This is a genomic window from Rhodococcoides corynebacterioides NBRC 14404, from assembly GCF_001894765.1.
GTDB lineage: Bacteria > Actinomycetota > Actinomycetes > Mycobacteriales > Mycobacteriaceae > Rhodococcoides > Rhodococcoides corynebacterioides.
Map to the genome: position 1 here is coordinate 65,189 of NZ_BCWV01000005.1, position 15,732 is coordinate 80,920.

Below are 15,732 nucleotides of genomic sequence, written 5' to 3' on the forward strand. Positions count from 1 at the left end.
ACGGTACCGCGAGCCTCAGGCAGGACAGGCATTCCCGCCCGTCGGCACGTCGCCCGCGGAGAGGTACGTCGTCACCGCCGCGCGTCCGCAGGCCGAGCCCACCAGCACGGGGTGCCCGAGGCCGTCCCAGGTCACGGTGGCCGTCCGGGTTCCGGCCGAGCCGAGGGCACCGGTGACGGTGGGCAGCTGCTCGGTGCCCGAGACGGCGTCGCCCCGGCCGCTCAGGATCAGCACCGGGACGCCGGGTGCCGACGGCACCGGCGGGGGCGGCGACGACGGCCAGGCGGAGCACACCAGGAGCGAGCGGGCCGCCACGGCACCGAACGCGGGGTAGAGCGACGACCACGCCGACGACAACTCACGAACGCGATCCGGCCCCGGCCACTGCTGACCGTCGGTGCAGCGGCCGACGAACACGCCGTCGGTGGCGGTGAAGGAGCGCGCCAGGTCGACCTCGCGGGTCAGCGCGCTGGTGTCACCCGACCGGGCGGCCGCCAGGGTGTCCGACGCAGCGCGAAGGCGATCGACGGCGTCGGCGGTCCGGGGGTAGGAGAGCAGGGTCACGACGGCGTCGCGCACGGTCGCGCCGGACAGCGGCGCGAACTCACCGGCGTCCGCCCGCGCGAACAGGTCGACGACGGCGGACCGGGGGTCCGCACCCAACGAGCACGCCAACGCCGCGCAGCGCGTCGCGAACTCGGTCAACGCACTTTCCCGCGCGCGGACCACCTGCTCAGCGGCCGGCACGGCGTCGGTCACGACGTTCGCGGGGGAGTCCAGCACGAGGCGCGCGACGTGATCGCCGTAGGCCGAGGCGTAGGCCAGCGCGACGAGGGCGCCGTTGCCCGATCCCACGAGGGAGAGTGCGGTCACACCCCAGGCGCGGCGCAGTGCCTCGAGATCGTCCGCGCTGTTGGGGAGCGCGAACGCCAAGGCGTCGGGCTGCAGGAAGTCGGTACAGGCGATGGTCGCGTCACGAGCGAGCGCGGCGGTCGCCTCGACGGGATCGTCGCCGGGGGAGTACTGCCCGAGGTCGACGAGAGCGTTGCGGGTGGACGTCGCACCGGAGTAGCAGTCGAACGGCGCCGAGTTGCCCGTTCCCCTGCGGTCGACTCCCACCACCGGGTGTGCGGCCAGCAGTGCGGTGTCCGGCTGGGCGGCCAGGGCGGCGACGTCGGCGAACGACGGTCGATCCGTTCCCGACGTGTAGACCATGGGAACCGCGTCCGCGGGGGTGCTGGTGGTTCGCACGCGTGTCACCGCCAGCTCGAACGTGCCGTCCGAGGCCACCTCGGTGTCGATCGGCGTCGTGACGGTGGCGCACTCCACCACGGTGTTCGGCGCGGCCGTGACCCCGACGGTCGCGGTCAGGCGGGCGGTGCAGTCGCTCCAGTTCAGCTCGGTCACCGGAGCTTCCAGCGCCCGCGGTTCCGCAGGCGCGGTCGACGACGTGGGAGCCGTACCCCCGTCGGTCCCGCCGTCCACGGCCACGTCCGGTCGCGCGGACGGGCCCGCACCGCACGCGCCGAGCAGGACCGCAGCGACCAGCACCGAGCCGACGGAAGCGGGAAGCCGTCCGGCTCGGCGCGTCTGCATGCACACCAGCGTGCCAGAGACCCGTCCGGTCACCGGGTGCGGTCGCGGACCCACCGAATCAACACGGTGCCGTCGTCGTCCAGCAGAACGTGGGCGGGCGACATCGCGCGCGGTGTGGCGGTGTCGGAGGCCGCGATACGGCCGGCGTCGCCCGCCGCGACCATCGGGCTGGTCGTCAGACACACCTCGTCGACGACGTCGTCGGCGAGCAGGGTGGAGAACAGTCCGGGGCCGCCCTCGCACAGCACCCGACGCAGCCCGAGGCGGTCGAGTACGGCGACGACGCCGTCGCCCGTGACGTCGCCGTCCAGTTGCTCGACCCGAGCGCCCGCGTCGCGCAGGGCGCGCACCCGGTCGTCGTCGGCCGCGGCGGAGACGACGACGACCGGGGGGACCTCGGTGTCGGTGATGACCGACCACCCCGGTTCGACGGACGCCGACCCGCTCACGATCACCACGGGCGGCACCTCGGCCTGACCACGCTCGCGGCGCGCCGCGCGGGTCGACTCGTCCACCTTCACACCGCCGTAGTCCTCGGCGGACACCGTCGACGCCCCCACCAGGACGGCGTCGGTGAGGTCGCGCAGCGTGGTGAAGACGGCGTGGTCGGCGTCCGTGCCGAGGCCGCCGCTGCGCCCGTCGACGGACACGGCCCCGTCGATGCTCGAGACGAAGTTGACGCGGATGCGCACGCGATCGAGCGTGGCCGGATAGGCGTAGAGATCGACGAGGTCGTCGTCGGTCACTGTGAGGTAGGTCCCATTATCGATACGCTGCACAAAAGGCATCCCACCACGTCGTTAACCTCGTCGTCATGCCGATACGTCTGGTCGATCGCAATCCCGTGGTGCCCGCGGACCAGCTGATCGCCAACATGGTTCCGCCCACCATGTTCGACGATGTCAGTTTCGCCTCGTACATCCCCGATCCCGCCGAGCCCACGCAGGCCGAGGCCGTGGCCAAGGCGGAGGAGTTCGCCGGGAAGGTCGGCAAGATCCGATCGGGCGGCAAGCGCGGGCTGTTCGGCAAGAAGACGCAGGCCACCGGGGCCGGGCTCTACCTCGACGGCGGTTTCGGTGTCGGCAAGACCCACCTGCTGGCGTCGATCTACCACGCCACGCCGGAGCCCAAGGCGTTCGGCACGTTCGTCGAGCTCACGCACGTGGTGGGCGCACTCGGGTTCACCAAGGCCCTCGAGGAGTTCTCGAACCACAGCGTGCTGTGCATCGACGAGTTCGAGCTCGACGATCCGGGCGACACCATGCTCGTCTCCCGCCTGTTGACGGAGCTGTCCGGGCGCGGCGTGTCCATCGTCGCCACGTCCAACACGCTGCCGGGTCAGCTGGGCGAGGGACGGTTCGCCGCTCAGGACTTCCTCCGCGAGATCAAGAAGCTCGGCTCCATCTTCGAAGCGGTGCGCGTCGACGGTCCGGACTACCGGCATCGCGACCTGCCGCCGGCGCCGGACCCGTTGTCGGCCGAGGATCTCACCGCGGCGGCCGAGCGCATCGAGGGCGCCTCGTTGGACGACTTCGACGAGCTGGTCAAGCACCTGAGCACGCTGCACCCGTCGCGGTACGGCAAGTTGATCGAGGGCGTCGAGCAGGTCTTCGTCTCCGGCGTGCACGCGGCGCCCGATCAGTCGGTGGCGCTGCGCATCGTCGTGCTCGCGGACCGGCTGTACGACGCCGGCACTCCGGTCACCGTGTCCGGCGCCAAGCTCGACGAGTTGTTCACCGAGGAGATGCTGCAGGGCGGATACCGCAAGAAGTACCTGCGCGCCACGTCGCGACTGCTCGCACTGTCCCGCTTCGCGTCCGTCTGACGCGCGGCGCTCGCGCTACAGGACGCGCTCGTAGACGAAGTCCTCGTGCAGGACGTCGCCGAGGGCGAACCGGCGTTGTCCGACGGGGACGAACCCGCACTTGCGATAGAACGCCTGCGCCCGAGCGTTGACGTGGTTGACGCCGAGCCACAGCGACGCTCGACCTAGCTCGCGCGCGAGGTCCACCGCCGCCTGCATGAGGGCACCGGCCGCACCGCTGCCGTGCGCCGCGGGGTCGGCGTACATCTTGTTCACCTCGACGGCGGGAGTGTCGCGTACTGCGGCGCGCACGTCGGGGTCCTCGGACGGCCGGAGGCCCAGCATCGTGTACCCGACCAGAGTGCCGTCGCGCTCCGCGATAAGAACGCGGCGTTCGTCGTCCGCCAGATAGCCGCGAAAGGCGTTCTCCGACAGCGCCGTCGACACGAAGTGTCGAATGTCGGCATCCTCGGTGCCCGGTGGGCACGCGAGGGGGAAGGTGCGGGCCGCCAGGGCGGCGAGCTGGGGGATCTCCGACGGGTCGGCGGGGCGGACGGTGGCTGCGCCCGTCATGCCGCGCCGCGGTGCCGGGACTTGCGGGCGCCGTCCGTCATGGCGTCGACGGTGTCCTTGGCTTCGCGGAGCGGCATGCCGGTACGCCGACGCAGGAGCGCCATGGCTTCGGCGGTGCGGTGCTCGCCGACGAGGGCGGTGGCCTCCGTCCGCGTCTCGGCGTCGACGGCGTGACCTGGTTCAGGGTTGACCGCGGCGGCCGCGGATCGGTGTCGCAGGGCGAACCACGTGACGACGACGGCGAGGTCGACCACGACCAGGGCGACCACGAACCACACCCAGCTCGACATGGTCTCCAGTGAACCACCTGCAGGGGAGTGCCCGGCGCCGGTTCGGGCGATCGACCCCGACGCGCCGGTGTGAGTCCGCTTTCGTGGTGGGGTACAGGTGGCACAGGCGACAATCAGGCACGCCGACGAAGGAGTGAGATGACGGAGCGCATGACCGAGCAGTGGTTCCTGGCCCGCGCGGATCGGGTGAAGGCCGCGGTCCAGACGGCGGTCGACGAGGCCGGGGCGTACGGCAGCGACCAGCTCGTCGCCGACCACGAGTGGATTCGATACGTGCACGACCACGTGCACGTCGTCGAGGAGGACGGTCAGCGGGTGGTCGACGACCAGGCCACGACGCGCCGGCTCGAGGAGTTGGCTGAGCGTTATCGGGTGTGAACGGTCGTTTTTCTGTCGTCGCGACGCGGCCATAGCTTGAGACGGCCTGAGGGAACGAGGCCCATAGGGCGACTGATCATTTTGCGGGCTCATCCCAATCGGGGGTGTAGGAGTTGGGGTCTGAAGCCGCCGGTCTCGAGCAGGCTTCGGGCGATGTAGTTGGTCAGGTTGCGGAACCCGAGTGCGGAGCCGCGCAGGTGTTCGAGCCGTCCGTTGAGCGCCTCGGTCGGCCCGTTGCTGGTGCCAGGTCGTTCGAAGTAGGCGAGCACGTCGGCGGCTCGCTTCTTCAGGGTCCGGCCCAGGGTGGTGAGCTCGGTGAGCACCTTGGGGACGCCGGCGCTGAGGTCGGTGATCAGCTTCTCCATGAGCTCGCGGCCACGTTGCCGGTCCTCGTGGCGATAGGCGGCGATCATGCGCTGGCAGACACCCCAGGTCGCCTCGACCTCGACGTGAGCGTCATCAACGAACAGCGCGCGTAGCCTGTCGCTCTGCTTGTCGGTGAGCAGGTCCGCGCCGGTGTGCAGCGTGCGCCGTGACTTGTAGAGCGGGTCGTCCCTGAACCCACGGTGCCCGTGGATCGCGAGTTGGACCCGGCGCCGACACCTGTCGAGGGCGTCACCGGCCAGGCGCACGACGTGGAAGGGATCCATCATCGTGACCGCGTCCGGGATCTCCTCTGGCCTCCTCGTGATCGGCCCGTCGGGGATCGTCAACGTGGTGCGGGTGTCGAGGCGATCGGGTCCGACGGCTCGGCGGGGCGCGATCGTCTCGTGCGTTGGCGGACTACGGGAGCTTGGACGCGAGGACGTCGGCCGCCAGGATCTCGGGTGCTGCGCCGAGGAGGTGCTGGTTGGCCATCAGGGCTGCGACGATGGCGCCGTTGGCGTGGGCGTCGCGAGCGGCCTCGTCGGGGAATGCATCGAAGATCCAGAAGGTGTCGGCGTGGGTCCTAGCCGCGAACCAGACAATCGTTCCTACTTCTTCGTTGGCTAGTGCGACAGCGCCGGCGAGCAGATCGGCGAGCGCGTCGTGCTGTCCATCGGCCGCGACGATCTTGGCGACGAAGGCATACGGAAGTGATGCGGGTGTGGACATGAGGGGTTCTCCTTGAAGTCGGGGTTCTTCGTGGGGCGAGTTCAGCGTATGACGAGCGAGGGCCGGTGGGGAGTGGCGTATACGACAGTATTGCTATTGTTCGCGCCATGCGTATCGGACTGATCGCGATCGACGGCTGCTTCGGTTCGGCGGTCGCGTCGGTCATCGACATCGTGCGGGTGGCCGACGGAGCCCGCGGCGATGTCGACCCGCGGATCGACCCGATCGAACTCGCCATCCTCGGACCGAAACGGCGAGTGACCACGACGGCATCGATGACCCTGTCGGTGGACCACCCGCTGTCGGAGTCCGGAGAGTTCGACGTGGTCGTCGTCCCTGCGCTTGGAACCCTCACGGCCGCCGCGACCCACGACGCCCTCCAGAGCCGAGATGCACGTTCGGTCATCGCCTCACTCGGGCGCCTCGACGACGCGACCACCCGGATCGCCGCGGCGTGCACCGGCGTGTTCGCCGTCGCCGAGACCGGACGGATGCATCATCGGCGGGCGACGACCAGCTGGTTCCTGGGGCCGGAGTTCCTGAAGCGCTATCCGACCGTCGCCCTCGATCTCGACACCATGGTCGTGGTCGACGGGAACCTCGTCACCGCCGGCGCCGCGTTCGCCCACATCGACCTCGCGCTCTCACTCGTGCGATCGATCAGCCCCGACCTGGCCCAACATGTCGCCAAGCTCCTCATCATCGACGAGCGTCCGTCGCAGGCGGCCTTCGTCGCCTACGAACATCTCCGGCACGAGGACCCGATCGTCGTCGAGTTCGAACGCTTCGTGCGCGCCCGCCTGGACGAACCGTTCAACGTCGCCTTCGTCGCGCAGTCGCTCGGCACCAGTCGGCGCACCCTCGAACGACGAGTCCGTGCGGCGCTCAACCTCACTCCGCTCGGCTTCGTCCAACGGCTTCGCATCGAACGAGCTCGGCACCTCTCAGCAACCACGGACCTCACCTCCGAGGAGATCGCGCTACGGGTCGGCTACGCGAACGCCGAGACTCTGCGCTCCCTCCTGCGCAGGGAGCGACGCCGTTCCTGACCTATCGCCATGCCTGTAGCCGGTGTCCTAGCGCTCGGTTGGAACCACCTCTCAGCACGTCGCGTCGACGCTCCTGCGTCGCCCCTGGACGACCCACTCGACACGCCCGCAGCACAGGCCATGTGACGTGCCCCGGCTTCCCGGACGGTCGGGGTTGGGTGGCTGTGATGTCGCTGCGTTCTCGTCGAGGGGGTCAGCAGACCCGATCAGGGTCGATTGGGATGAGCCGCGAAGGCGGTCAGGTCAGGGCGGCCGAAGCCGGCCGGCGGGGTAGCGTCGGACACGTCGAGGTCTTTCGGATGGATGGCGTAGGAACCTCCATCGTCGGGAGACCTCGACGTCTATCTGCGGACCGACGCGCCCGGCCGACCTACACCCTCATCTGGGAAGAGCCCGTAAAGGCGTCCCCCAGGGTCCGACAATGCCATGGTCCACACCCGATGAACGGTGGCACAGTTCACGACGAGTTCTCGCAACAAGAAAGGCCCCCTCGAAAGGGGGCCTGACCTGTATTTACCGTGGTGCGCGATACTGGGATTGAACCAGTGACCTCTTCCGTGTCAGGGAAGCGCTCTCCCGCTGAGCTAATCGCGCGGAACCCGGTGGATCACGGACCGGGTAACGAGGTGGAGACGGGAATCGAACCCGTGTGCACGGCTTTGCAGGCCGTTGCCTCACCACTCGGCCACTCCACCGTGGTGACGGGATCCCTGAATCGGAATCTCGATACCCTCGAGCGGACGACGGGATTCGAACCCGCGACCCCAACCTTGGCAAGGTTGTGCGCTACCAGCTGCGCCACGTCCGCACGCTCCTCGGCGGCGTTTCCGCCTCCGTGGTGCGGTTCGAAACATTAGCCCACTGTGTCCGAGAGTCACAAATCGCCTGTTCACGCGGCGTGTGCGGCAGATTCGCGTCGCGTTCTCCCCGGTGCGCCGCGGACCGGGATTCGGGCGTTCGGCGCAGGCACCCGGCGCTTTGGGAGTGGCGATCGGTGCGTGCTAGTGTTCCTCCTCGTTCGAGCGTCCGGTTCCGGCCGGAGGCACGTGCGCGGTCCCGTGGCTCAGTGGAAGAGCGTCCCGTTCACACCGGGGAGGTCGCTGGTTCGAACCCAGCCGGGACCACCGCAGAAGTATCGACAGCAGGCCCGCACCGATCATCGGTGCGGGCCTGTTGCCGTTCGTCGGCCTCGACTCGTCCGGTCCGACGCCCGCGTCGGTACCCTGAACCCGTGAACAGCGACGACACGAGTGTGCGGTCCGCCCCTTCCGCATCCCGCCGCACCCGCGAGCCGAGCAAGTACCGCCGGTGGCGCGACGGTCTCGCGTCCCGCCCCACCGTGGACAGGGCGTACCGCATCGGTGTCGGCGTCGTCGGCACCCTCGTCCTCGCGGTCGGCATCGTCGCCATTCCCTATCCGGGCCCGGGTTGGCTCATCGTCTTCGCCGGACTGGGCATTCTCGCATCGGAGTTCGCGTGGGCCAAGAAGGTTCTCCACTGGGTGCGGGCGCGTTACGACGCATTCATGGCGTGGTTCGAGAAGCAGAACCTGGTGGTCAAGGGTATCGGTGTGCTGTTCACGGCCGCCGTGGTCGTCGCCACCCTGTGGGTGCTCGGCGCCCTCGAGCTCGTCGGGGGCTGGGTCGGCCTGGACTGGGCGTGGCTGCAGAGCCCGCTCTGATTCCGCCGTCGACCGAGCCCGGTGCGGTCGTCGCCGCTGCCGCACGGGCTCTGCCGTGGGCGGCGGCGTCGTTCCACGTTCCGCCCGGATCACCGTTCCTCGGGTCGCTCGACCTCGCCGACGTACTCGATCGCGCCGCCGTCCGGTGGCCGGACGTCTCTCCGGCGGTGCTGGCCACCCTCTGGTGGTACGGCTCCAGTTCGACGCTTGCGACGGTGTCGATCGCACAACTGGCCGTGACGGGCCGGTGCGTCGATCTCGCCCACGAGTCGGCCCGGGTCACGGTGGGGGAGACCGGGACCGTGGCGTCGTCGACCGCGGCGGTGACCGTCGGCGACACCGCCGCGGGGGCGTCGTTCGCCGACGCCGTCGACGCCCTGGTCGAGGCCGTCCGGCGTCGGGTCCCGTCCGTCTCCGGAGCGAGTCTGTGGGCGATCGCCTCGGACAGCGTCGCCAACCGCGCGCTCGACGTCGCGTGCGCGCTGGATCGTGTCGACGATGCGCCGCGCTGGGCGGCACTGCTCACGAGCGAGCGGCGTCGGCACCCCTTCCCGACTCCGCGATTCGTCGACGTCACGGCGAACGGACGGTCGCGGCGCTTCCTGCGCCGCAGTTCGTGTTGCCGCGTGGTCGACGCCGGCGAGGACCTCTGCACGAGTTGCCCACGGCGCACTCCGGCGGACCGCGCCGCGCGGTGGGCGGCCCTGGTCGGGCGCTGACCACCCGCTGCGCGACGCGCGGCGGAACCGGTGTCGCCCGGTGCCGATACGCTGTCACCGATCCATCCGTCCGCCTCCCAGTCCGTCAGTCGAGGAGCACATCACCGTGAGCATCACCGAGTCCGCTGGTCCCGCACCCCGCATCAGCGTGGCGGCCGGGACGACCGCCGGGACGGCGTTGCGTGACGCGGACCTCCCCAACAAGGGGCCGGGAGCCGTCGTGGTGGTCCGAGACGCCGAGGGGCGCCTGCGGGATCTGTCCTGGGCGCCGGAAACCGACACCGTCGTCGAGCCGGTGCGCGCCGACTCCGAGGACGGGCGCAGCGTCATCCGCCATTCCGCCGCACACGTGCTGGCCCAGGCGGTGCAGGAGCTGTTTCCGCAGGCGAAGCTCGGCATCGGCCCGCCCATCGAGAACGGCTTCTACTACGACTTCGACGTCCCCGAGCCCTTCACGCCGGAGGACCTGGCGAAGCTCGAGAAGAAGATGAAGCAGATCGTCAAGAGCGGTCAGCGGTTCTCGCGGCGGGTGTACGAGTCCCTGGACGCGGCGAAGGCCGAACTGCAGGACGAGCCGTACAAGCTCGAACTGGTCGACGACAAGGGCTCGGCGGACGACCCCGAGGTCATGGAGGTCGGCGGGGGAGAGCTCACCGCGTACGACAACCTCAACCCCCGCACGGGCGAGCGGGAGTGGGGCGACCTGTGCCGCGGCCCGCACGTTCCCACCACCAAGTACATCCCGGCGTTCACGCTCACCCGCAGCTCGGCCGCCTACTGGCGCGGCAACCAGGACAACGCCGGGTTGCAGCGGGTGTACGGCACGGCGTGGGAGTCGCAGGAGGCGCTCGACGCCTACCTCGAGCTGCTCGCCGAGGCGGAGCGTCGTGACCACCGCCGACTGGGGTCGGAGCTGGACCTGTTCAGTTTCCCGGACGAGCTGGGATCCGGTCTGCCGGTGTTCCACCCCAAGGGCGGCATCGTCCGCAAGGAGCTCGAGGACTACTCGCGCAGCCGGCACGTGGCCGAGGGCTACGAGTTCGTCTACTCCCCGCACATCACCAAGAGCACGCTGTACGAGGTGTCCGGTCACCTGGACTGGTACAAGGACGGCATGTTCCCGGCGATGCACCTGGACGCCGAGCTCGACGAGAACGGCGAGGTGCGCAAGCCCGGCCAGGACTACTACCTCAAGCCGATGAACTGCCCGATGCACAACCTGATCTTCGACTCGCGCGGGCGCTCCTACCGCGAACTTCCGTTGCGCCTGTTCGAGTTCGGGTCGGTGTACCGCTACGAGAAGTCGGGCGTCATCCACGGCCTCACCCGCGTGCGCGGTATGACGCAGGACGACGCGCACATCTACTGCACGCGCGACCAGATGCGGGACGAGCTCACCCGCACGCTGCAGTTCGTGCTGGGACTGCTGAAGGACTACGGCCTCGACGACTTCTACCTGGAGCTCTCCACCCGGAACCCGGAGAAGTCGGTGGGGTCCGACGCGGTCTGGGAGGAGGCTACGGCGACGCTCGCCGAGGTCGCCGAAGCATCGGGACTGCAGTTGGTTCCGGATCCGGGTGGCGCCGCGTTCTACGGCCCGAAGATCTCGGTGCAGGCCAAGGACGCGCTGGGCCGCACGTGGCAGATGTCGACCATCCAGCTCGACTTCAACCTGCCCGAGCGCTTCGAGCTCGAGTACACCGGACCGGACGGCACGAAGCAGCGGCCGGTCATGATCCACCGGGCGCTCTTCGGGTCGATCGAGCGCTTCTTCGGTGTGCTCACCGAGCACTACGCGGGTGCGTTCCCGGCGTGGCTCGCCCCCGTGCAGGTGGTCGGCATCCCCGTCGCCGAGGCGCACCAGGATCACCTGTTCACCGTCGTCGGCGCGTTGAAGGCCGCGGGCGTGCGCGCCGAGGTCGACGCGGGTGACGACCGGATGCAGAAGAAGATCCGCACGCACACCACGCAGAAGGTGCCGTTCATGCTCCTGGCCGGGGAGCGCGACGTCGAGGCCGGCGCGGTGTCCTTCCGATTCCGCGACGGCACTCAGGTCAACGGCGTCCCGGTGGACACGGCCGTCGCGGCCGTGAGCGCGTGGGTCGCGGAGCGACGCAACGAATCTCCCACGGCGGCACTGCTGTCGGACCTGGTTCCCGCGACGGAGTCGGCGTGAGCGGGCCCGACGACACGATCGTCGACCACGGAGTCGGCGACGAGGACCGCCTGCAACGGCTGTGGTCGCCGCACCGGATGTCGTACATCGCGACGGCACCGGGCAGTGGTGACGACAAGGCCGTGACGGAACCGTTCACCCACATCCCGACGCTCGCCGACGAGGACGGGCTGGTGGTCGCGCGCGGTGACCAGGTCTACGCGGTGCTCAACCTCTACCCGTACAACCCCGGCCATCTCATGGTGGTGCCGTACCGCAAGGTCGCGGCGTTGGAGGATCTGACCGACGCGGAGAGCATCGAGCTGATGCGCTTCACGCAGCACGCGATTCGCACCATCAAGAAGGTCTCGCGGCCGCACGGATTCAACGTCGGGCTCAATCTCGGTGCACCCGCCGGGGGTTCGCTGGCCGAACACCTGCACCAGCACGTCGTGCCCCGGTGGGGCGGCGACGCCAACTTCATCACCGTGATCGGTGGCGCGAAGGTGATGCCGCAGTTGTTGCGGGACACTCGAGCGCTCCTCGCCGACGCGTGGAAGGACTGACCACGTGCTGAGCATCTTCGGGCGGGCGTCGGCCAGCAAGGTCACCGCGCCGCTCGGCCGAGCCCTGAACAGCACCGGCCTGACCCCCGACTCGGTGACCATCATCGGCACCGTCGTCAGCGTGGTCGCGGCCGTCACGCTGTTCCCGAGCGACCACCTGTTCATCGGGACGCTGGTCATCTGGCTCTTCGTGATGTTCGACATGCTCGACGGCGCGATGGCCAGGGCGCGCGGCGGTGGCAGCAAGTACGGGGCGGTCCTCGACGCCACGTGCGACCGAGTGGCCGACGGCGCCATCTTCGCCGGGTTGTCCTGGTGGGCGATCTTCCACCAGAACGATCGACCACTGCTCGCCGCGATGCTGGTCTGCCTGGTGACCTCGCAGGTCATCTCCTACGCGAAGGCGCGCGCCGAGGCCAGTGGCCTGTCCGCCGACGGCGGGTGGATCGAGCGATCCGATCGACTGGTCATCGTGCTGGTCGGCTCGGGCCTGACCGGTATCGGTCAACTGGCGTCGTGGGACTGGCTGCAGTTCGCTCTCCCCGTGGCGACGTACTTCCTGGCCGCCGCCAGCATCGTCACCGTCTTCCAGCGAGTGCTGGCCGTGCGCAATTCCGCGGGGGCGCGTGACATCATCCCCATCCAGCCCGACCGGAACCGGATCGAACCGGGCCAGTCCTCGTGAGCCTCGGCGAGCAGCTCGGCGCCGCGGGTTACGTCGCCGGCTGGCGGGTGGTCAGGGCGTTGCCGGAGGGTGTGGCTCGCAGGCTGTTCGACGCCGGCGCGGACCTGGCCGCGCGTCGCGGTGGTGGCCCGGAGCAGTTGCGGCGCAACCTGGCTCGGGTGCTGGGGACGACGCCGGCGGACGTTCCGGACGAGCTGGTCCGGGCGTCGGTGCGGTCCTATGCCCGGTACTGGCGTGAGGCGTTCCGGCTGCCGTCGATGGATCTCGCCGCGCAGGCGCGCAGCATCGATGCCTCGGTGAGCGGCAAGGAGCACCTCGAGGCCGCTCTCGCCGCGGGACGCGGCGCCGTCCTGGCCCTCCCGCACAGCGGGAACTGGGACATGGCCGGGGTATGGCTCACACAGACCCACGGGCAGTTCACCACCGTCGCCGAACGGTTGCGGCCCGAGTCCCTCTACCGGCGATTCGTGGAATACCGCGAGTCGCTCGGGTTCGAGATCTTTCCGCTCAGCGGTGGTGAGCGGCCCCCGTTCGAGCAGTTGCGCGATCGACTCGAGGCGGGCCGCGTCGTGTGCCTGCTGGGGGAGCGGGACCTCGCGCGGCACGGGGTGCCGGTCACGTTCTTCGGGGAGCCCACGCGCATGCCCGCGGGACCGGCGCGGTTGGCCGTCGACACCGGTGCGGCGCTGCTCCCGGTGCACTGCTGGTTCACCGAGTCCGGGTGGGGTTTCTCGGTCGAGCCTCCCCTCGACGTGTCGGGTGGAGTCGAGGACGCGACGCAGCAGCTGGCCGATCGCTTCGCGGCCAACATCGCAGCGCACCCCGAGGACTGGCACATGCTGCAGCCGCTGTGGTGGGACGACCTCTCCGAGGCCCGTCGGGCCCGGATGACGGGGGACGCGCCGTGAAGATCGGCATCGTCTGCCCGTATTCCTTCGACGTTCCCGGCGGAGTTCAGGCGCACGTCGCGGAGCTCGCCGAGGTCCTGATCCAGCGCGGACACAAGGTCAGCGTGCTCGCCCCCGCGAGCGACGACACCGAGCTGCCGGATTTCGTGGTCTCCACCGGCAAGGCTCTGAGCTTCCCGTACAACGGGTCGGTGGCGCGGCTGGCGTTCGGCCCGGTCACCTACGGCCGGATCAAGTCGTGGATCGACAAGGGGGAGTTCGACGTCCTCCACATCCACGAGCCCAATGCACCCAGCCTGTCGATGCTCTCGCTCAAGATCGCGGACGGTCCCATCGTGGCGACCTTCCATGCGTCCACCACGAAGTCGTTGTTGCTCAGCACGTTCCAGGGTGTGCTCCGGCCGTACCACGAGAAGATCGCCGGCCGGGTCGCCGTGAGCGAACTCGCGCGCCGCTGGCAGGTCGAGGCGCTGGGTACCGACGCCGTCGAGATCCCCAACGGTGTCCACGTTCCGGCGTTCCGCGAAGCGCCGGTGCTCCCGGACTATCCGCGAGAAGGGCGGACCGTTCTGTTCATCGGTCGGTACGACGAACCGCGCAAGGGCATGGCGACCCTGCTCGGCGCGCTCGGCCGGATCGTCGCCGCGCACCCCGACGTCGAGGTGCTCGTGGTCGGACGAGGCGACGAGCAGAAGCTCCGTCAGGAGGCCGGCCCACTGGCCCGGCACTTCCGATTCCTCGGCCAGACCACCGATGCGGAGAAGGCGTCGGCGTTGCGCTCGGCGGACGTCTACTGCGCCCCGAACACCGGCGGTGAGAGCTTCGGCATCGTGCTGGTGGAGGCGATGGCGGCCGGCGCCCCCGTCGTCGCGTCCGACCTCGACGCGTTCCGTCGCGTGTTGCGCGGCGGTACGGCCGGGGCGTTGTTCCCGGTGGGCAACGCCGACGCCCTCGCCGACGAGGTGAACTCCCTGCTCGACGACGACGCACGCCGGACGGCGCTCGTCGCGGAGGCCTCGCGCGTCGTCGTGAACTACGACTGGCCGGTGGTCGCCGAGCAGATCGTGCGCGTCTACGAGGCCGTCGCCGTCCCCGGCCGGGTCGTGGGGGTGGCCGAATGACCACGACGCTCGTGGCGATCGGACTGCTGCTCGCCGTTCTCCTGGTGTTCGCGGCACTGTGGTCGTACTCGACCGCGCACCGACTGGACCGTCTGCACGTGCGGTACGACCGCGCGTGGCAGTCCCTCGAGGCGGCGTTGGCGCGGCGCTCCGTCGTGACGCGCGCGGTGGCCGCCACCCTGGACGGGCCGGACACACCCGCCCGGACGTTGACCTCGCTGGCCGATCGGGCCGAACGCGCGGACCGCGCCGACCGGGAGAGCGCCGAGAACGCGGTGTCGGTGGCCATCGGTCGCATCGACCTCACGCGGCTTCCCCCGCAACTGGTGTCGGAGCTGGCCGACGCCGAGGCCCGGGTGCAGATCGCCCGCCGCTTCCACAACGACGCGGTGCGGGACACGCTCGCGCTGCGTTCCCGCCGGCCCGTGCGATGGCTGAAGCTGGGGGGCACGGCTCCGATGCCGACGTACTTCGAGATCACCGAGCGCGACACGACCACGGCGCCGGTGGCCGCGGCGCGGACGCGCACGTCGGCGCGGGTGGTCCTGATGGACGATCGGGGGCGCGTCCTGCTGCTTCGCGGCCACGACCCCCGGGTGCCCGAGGTCCACTTCTGGTTCACGATCGGAGGCGAGGTCGAGGTCGGCGAGACGCTCCGCGACGCCGCCGTCCGGGAACTGCGCGAGGAAACGGGCCTGCAGGCGTCGGCCGACGATCTGCGCGGACCGATGTGGCGCCGGACGGCGACGTTCACCTTCGACGGCCGGGTCATCAAGTCCGAGGAATTGTTCTTCGCCCTCCGAGCCGAGGCGTTCGAGCCGGTCTCGACCGGTTTCACCGACCTCGAACGTCGAGTGGTCGTCGATCATCGGTGGTGCACGGCGGACGACATCCGTCGCGTCGCGGCGTCGGGCGAAGCGGTGTATCCCCGCGCGATGGCCGAGCTGCTCGACGAGGCGGACACGGTGCTCGCGATGCGAACCGATCCCGACGTGCGCGCCATCGCCTGAGCGGCGAGCAGGCCAGCCGACGGCGACTGGTTACTGCGAAGGGGTCCAGTCGGTCCTACTGTCGGTAGTGTTCCCGGCACTCGCGTGCCGCGTCGACGTGAC

16 protein-coding genes, 4 tRNA genes and 1 pseudogene are annotated in these 15,732 nt (G+C 69.9%); 12 read left to right on the forward strand and 9 right to left on the reverse strand.

Annotated elements, in window-relative coordinates:
- Window positions 1-15: 15 nt before the first annotated feature.
- Together RC2_RS12795 and RC2_RS12800 are read right to left on the reverse strand one after the other, a co-directional pair.
- The gene (locus RC2_RS12795) at window positions 16-1,596 is read right to left on the reverse strand and encodes an alpha/beta hydrolase (protein ID WP_068152536.1); all 1,581 of its coding nucleotides are present in this window, start codon (window positions 1,594-1,596) and stop codon (window positions 16-18) included.
- A gap of 29 nt (window positions 1,597-1,625) precedes the next feature.
- On the reverse strand, window positions 1,626-2,384 hold the full coding sequence (locus tag RC2_RS12800) for a pyrimidine reductase family protein (protein WP_082895731.1): 759 nt from the start codon (window positions 2,382-2,384) through the stop codon (window positions 1,626-1,628).
- 26 nt (window positions 2,385-2,410) lie between these two features.
- On the opposite strand from RC2_RS12800, the gene zapE reads away from it, so the two are divergent.
- A complete protein-coding gene (gene zapE / locus RC2_RS12805) occupies window positions 2,411-3,421 on the forward strand; it encodes a cell division protein ZapE (protein WP_068152469.1) in 1,011 nt (336 codons plus the stop codon).
- 15 nt (window positions 3,422-3,436) lie between these two features.
- Here the strand turns inward: zapE and RC2_RS12810 are convergent, their stop codons facing one another.
- Both RC2_RS12810 and RC2_RS12815 read right to left on the reverse strand, forming a co-directional pair.
- Window positions 3,437-3,973, reverse strand: coding sequence for a GNAT family N-acetyltransferase (locus RC2_RS12810; protein WP_068152471.1), 537 nt, complete (start codon window positions 3,971-3,973; stop codon window positions 3,437-3,439).
- Window positions 3,970-4,263 carry a hypothetical protein gene (locus RC2_RS12815; RefSeq protein ID WP_139277388.1) on the reverse strand — a complete coding sequence of 98 codons (294 nt, stop codon included), beginning with the start codon at window positions 4,261-4,263 and terminating at the stop codon, window positions 3,970-3,972. Before RC2_RS12815 ends, RC2_RS12810 begins: the two co-directional genes overlap by 4 nt.
- A gap of 138 nt (window positions 4,264-4,401) precedes the next feature.
- Between RC2_RS12815 and RC2_RS12820 the strand changes: the two genes are divergently transcribed.
- Complete coding sequence (locus tag RC2_RS12820) at window positions 4,402-4,641, forward strand: hypothetical protein (RefSeq protein WP_068152476.1); 240 nt, start codon at window positions 4,402-4,404, stop codon at window positions 4,639-4,641.
- Window positions 4,642-4,730: 89 nt separating this feature from the next.
- Here the strand turns inward: RC2_RS12820 and RC2_RS12825 are convergent.
- Together RC2_RS12825 and RC2_RS12830 are read right to left on the reverse strand one after the other, a co-directional pair.
- Window positions 4,731-5,330, reverse strand: a pseudogene (locus RC2_RS12825) (transposase); the annotation flags it as partial.
- A 94-nt stretch (window positions 5,331-5,424) separates the two neighbouring features.
- Complete coding sequence (locus RC2_RS12830; protein WP_006247389.1) at window positions 5,425-5,736, reverse strand: putative quinol monooxygenase; 312 nt, start codon at window positions 5,734-5,736, stop codon at window positions 5,425-5,427.
- A gap of 107 nt (window positions 5,737-5,843) precedes the next feature.
- Here RC2_RS12830 and RC2_RS12835 point away from each other — a divergent pair, with 107 nt between their 5' ends.
- A complete protein-coding gene (locus RC2_RS12835; protein WP_068152479.1) occupies window positions 5,844-6,785 on the forward strand; it encodes a GlxA family transcriptional regulator in 942 nt (313 codons plus the stop codon).
- A gap of 519 nt (window positions 6,786-7,304) precedes the next feature.
- On the opposite strand, the gene RC2_RS12845 is transcribed toward RC2_RS12835, so the two are convergent.
- The 3 genes from RC2_RS12845 to RC2_RS12855 all read right to left on the reverse strand — a co-directional run bounded on the left by RC2_RS12845 (window position 7,305) and on the right by RC2_RS12855 (window position 7,593).
- Window positions 7,305-7,379: transfer RNA gene (locus RC2_RS12845), tRNA-Val, on the reverse strand.
- Between the two features lie 30 nt (window positions 7,380-7,409).
- Window positions 7,410-7,480, reverse strand: a tRNA-Cys gene (locus RC2_RS12850).
- 40 nt (window positions 7,481-7,520) lie between these two features.
- Window positions 7,521-7,593, reverse strand: a tRNA-Gly gene (locus RC2_RS12855).
- 244 nt (window positions 7,594-7,837) lie between these two features.
- Here RC2_RS12855 and RC2_RS12860 point away from each other — a divergent pair.
- The 9 genes from RC2_RS12860 to RC2_RS12900 all read left to right on the forward strand — a co-directional run bounded on the left by RC2_RS12860 (window position 7,838) and on the right by RC2_RS12900 (window position 15,630).
- Window positions 7,838-7,909: transfer RNA gene (locus RC2_RS12860), tRNA-Val, on the forward strand.
- Between the two features lie 107 nt (window positions 7,910-8,016).
- Window positions 8,017-8,466 carry a TIGR02611 family protein gene (locus tag RC2_RS12865; RefSeq protein WP_072681486.1) on the forward strand — a complete coding sequence of 150 codons (450 nt, stop codon included), beginning with the start codon at window positions 8,017-8,019 and terminating at the stop codon, window positions 8,464-8,466.
- The gene (locus RC2_RS12870; RefSeq protein WP_068152482.1) at window positions 8,445-9,185 is read left to right on the forward strand and encodes a hypothetical protein; all 741 of its coding nucleotides are present in this window, start codon (window positions 8,445-8,447) and stop codon (window positions 9,183-9,185) included. Before RC2_RS12865 ends, RC2_RS12870 begins: the two co-directional genes overlap by 22 nt.
- 106 nt (window positions 9,186-9,291) lie before the next feature.
- Window positions 9,292-11,361 carry a threonine--tRNA ligase gene (thrS, locus tag RC2_RS12875; protein WP_068152484.1) on the forward strand — a complete coding sequence of 690 codons (2,070 nt, stop codon included), beginning with the start codon at window positions 9,292-9,294 and terminating at the stop codon, window positions 11,359-11,361.
- Entirely contained in the window at window positions 11,358-11,906 is a 549-nt protein-coding gene (locus RC2_RS12880; RefSeq protein ID WP_068152487.1) for an ATP adenylyltransferase, read from the forward strand. Before thrS ends, RC2_RS12880 begins: the two co-directional genes overlap by 4 nt.
- A gap of 4 nt (window positions 11,907-11,910) precedes the next feature.
- Entirely contained in the window at window positions 11,911-12,591 is a 681-nt protein-coding gene (gene pgsA / locus RC2_RS12885) for a phosphatidylinositol phosphate synthase (RefSeq protein ID WP_068152490.1), read from the forward strand.
- Window positions 12,588-13,499 (forward strand): phosphatidylinositol mannoside acyltransferase, encoded by a 912-nt coding sequence (locus RC2_RS12890; protein WP_068152493.1) that lies wholly within the window; start codon window positions 12,588-12,590, stop codon window positions 13,497-13,499. Before pgsA ends, RC2_RS12890 begins: the two co-directional genes overlap by 4 nt.
- The gene (locus RC2_RS12895) at window positions 13,496-14,620 is read left to right on the forward strand and encodes a glycosyltransferase family 4 protein (protein ID WP_068152496.1); all 1,125 of its coding nucleotides are present in this window, start codon (window positions 13,496-13,498) and stop codon (window positions 14,618-14,620) included. Before RC2_RS12890 ends, RC2_RS12895 begins: the two co-directional genes overlap by 4 nt.
- Complete coding sequence (locus RC2_RS12900; RefSeq protein WP_068152498.1) at window positions 14,617-15,630, forward strand: NUDIX hydrolase; 1,014 nt, start codon at window positions 14,617-14,619, stop codon at window positions 15,628-15,630. Before RC2_RS12895 ends, RC2_RS12900 begins: the two co-directional genes overlap by 4 nt.
- Window positions 15,631-15,732 lie beyond the last annotated feature (102 nt).

Excerpts from the sequence above, each read along its gene's own strand:
- RC2_RS12810 (WP_068152471.1), bottom strand. The coding sequence starts at position 3,973 with ATGACGGGCGCAGCCACCGTCCGCCCCGCCGACCCGTCGGAGATCCCC.
- RC2_RS12815 (WP_139277388.1), bottom strand. The coding sequence starts at position 4,263 with ATGTCGAGCTGGGTGTGGTTCGTGGTCGCCCTGGTCGTGGTCGACCTC.
- RC2_RS12795 (WP_068152536.1), bottom strand. The coding sequence starts at position 1,596 with ATGCAGACGCGCCGAGCCGGACGGCTTCCCGCTTCCGTCGGCTCGGTG.
- RC2_RS12835 (WP_068152479.1), top strand. The coding sequence starts at position 5,844 with ATGCGTATCGGACTGATCGCGATCGACGGCTGCTTCGGTTCGGCGGTC.
- zapE (WP_068152469.1), top strand. The coding sequence starts at position 2,411 with ATGCCGATACGTCTGGTCGATCGCAATCCCGTGGTGCCCGCGGACCAG.
- RC2_RS12900 (WP_068152498.1), top strand. The coding sequence starts at position 14,617 with ATGACCACGACGCTCGTGGCGATCGGACTGCTGCTCGCCGTTCTCCTG.
- RC2_RS12800 (WP_082895731.1), bottom strand. The coding sequence starts at position 2,384 with ATGCCTTTTGTGCAGCGTATCGATAATGGGACCTACCTCACAGTGACC.
- RC2_RS12830 (WP_006247389.1), bottom strand. The coding sequence starts at position 5,736 with ATGTCCACACCCGCATCACTTCCGTATGCCTTCGTCGCCAAGATCGTC.
- RC2_RS12820 (WP_068152476.1), top strand. The coding sequence starts at position 4,402 with ATGACGGAGCGCATGACCGAGCAGTGGTTCCTGGCCCGCGCGGATCGG.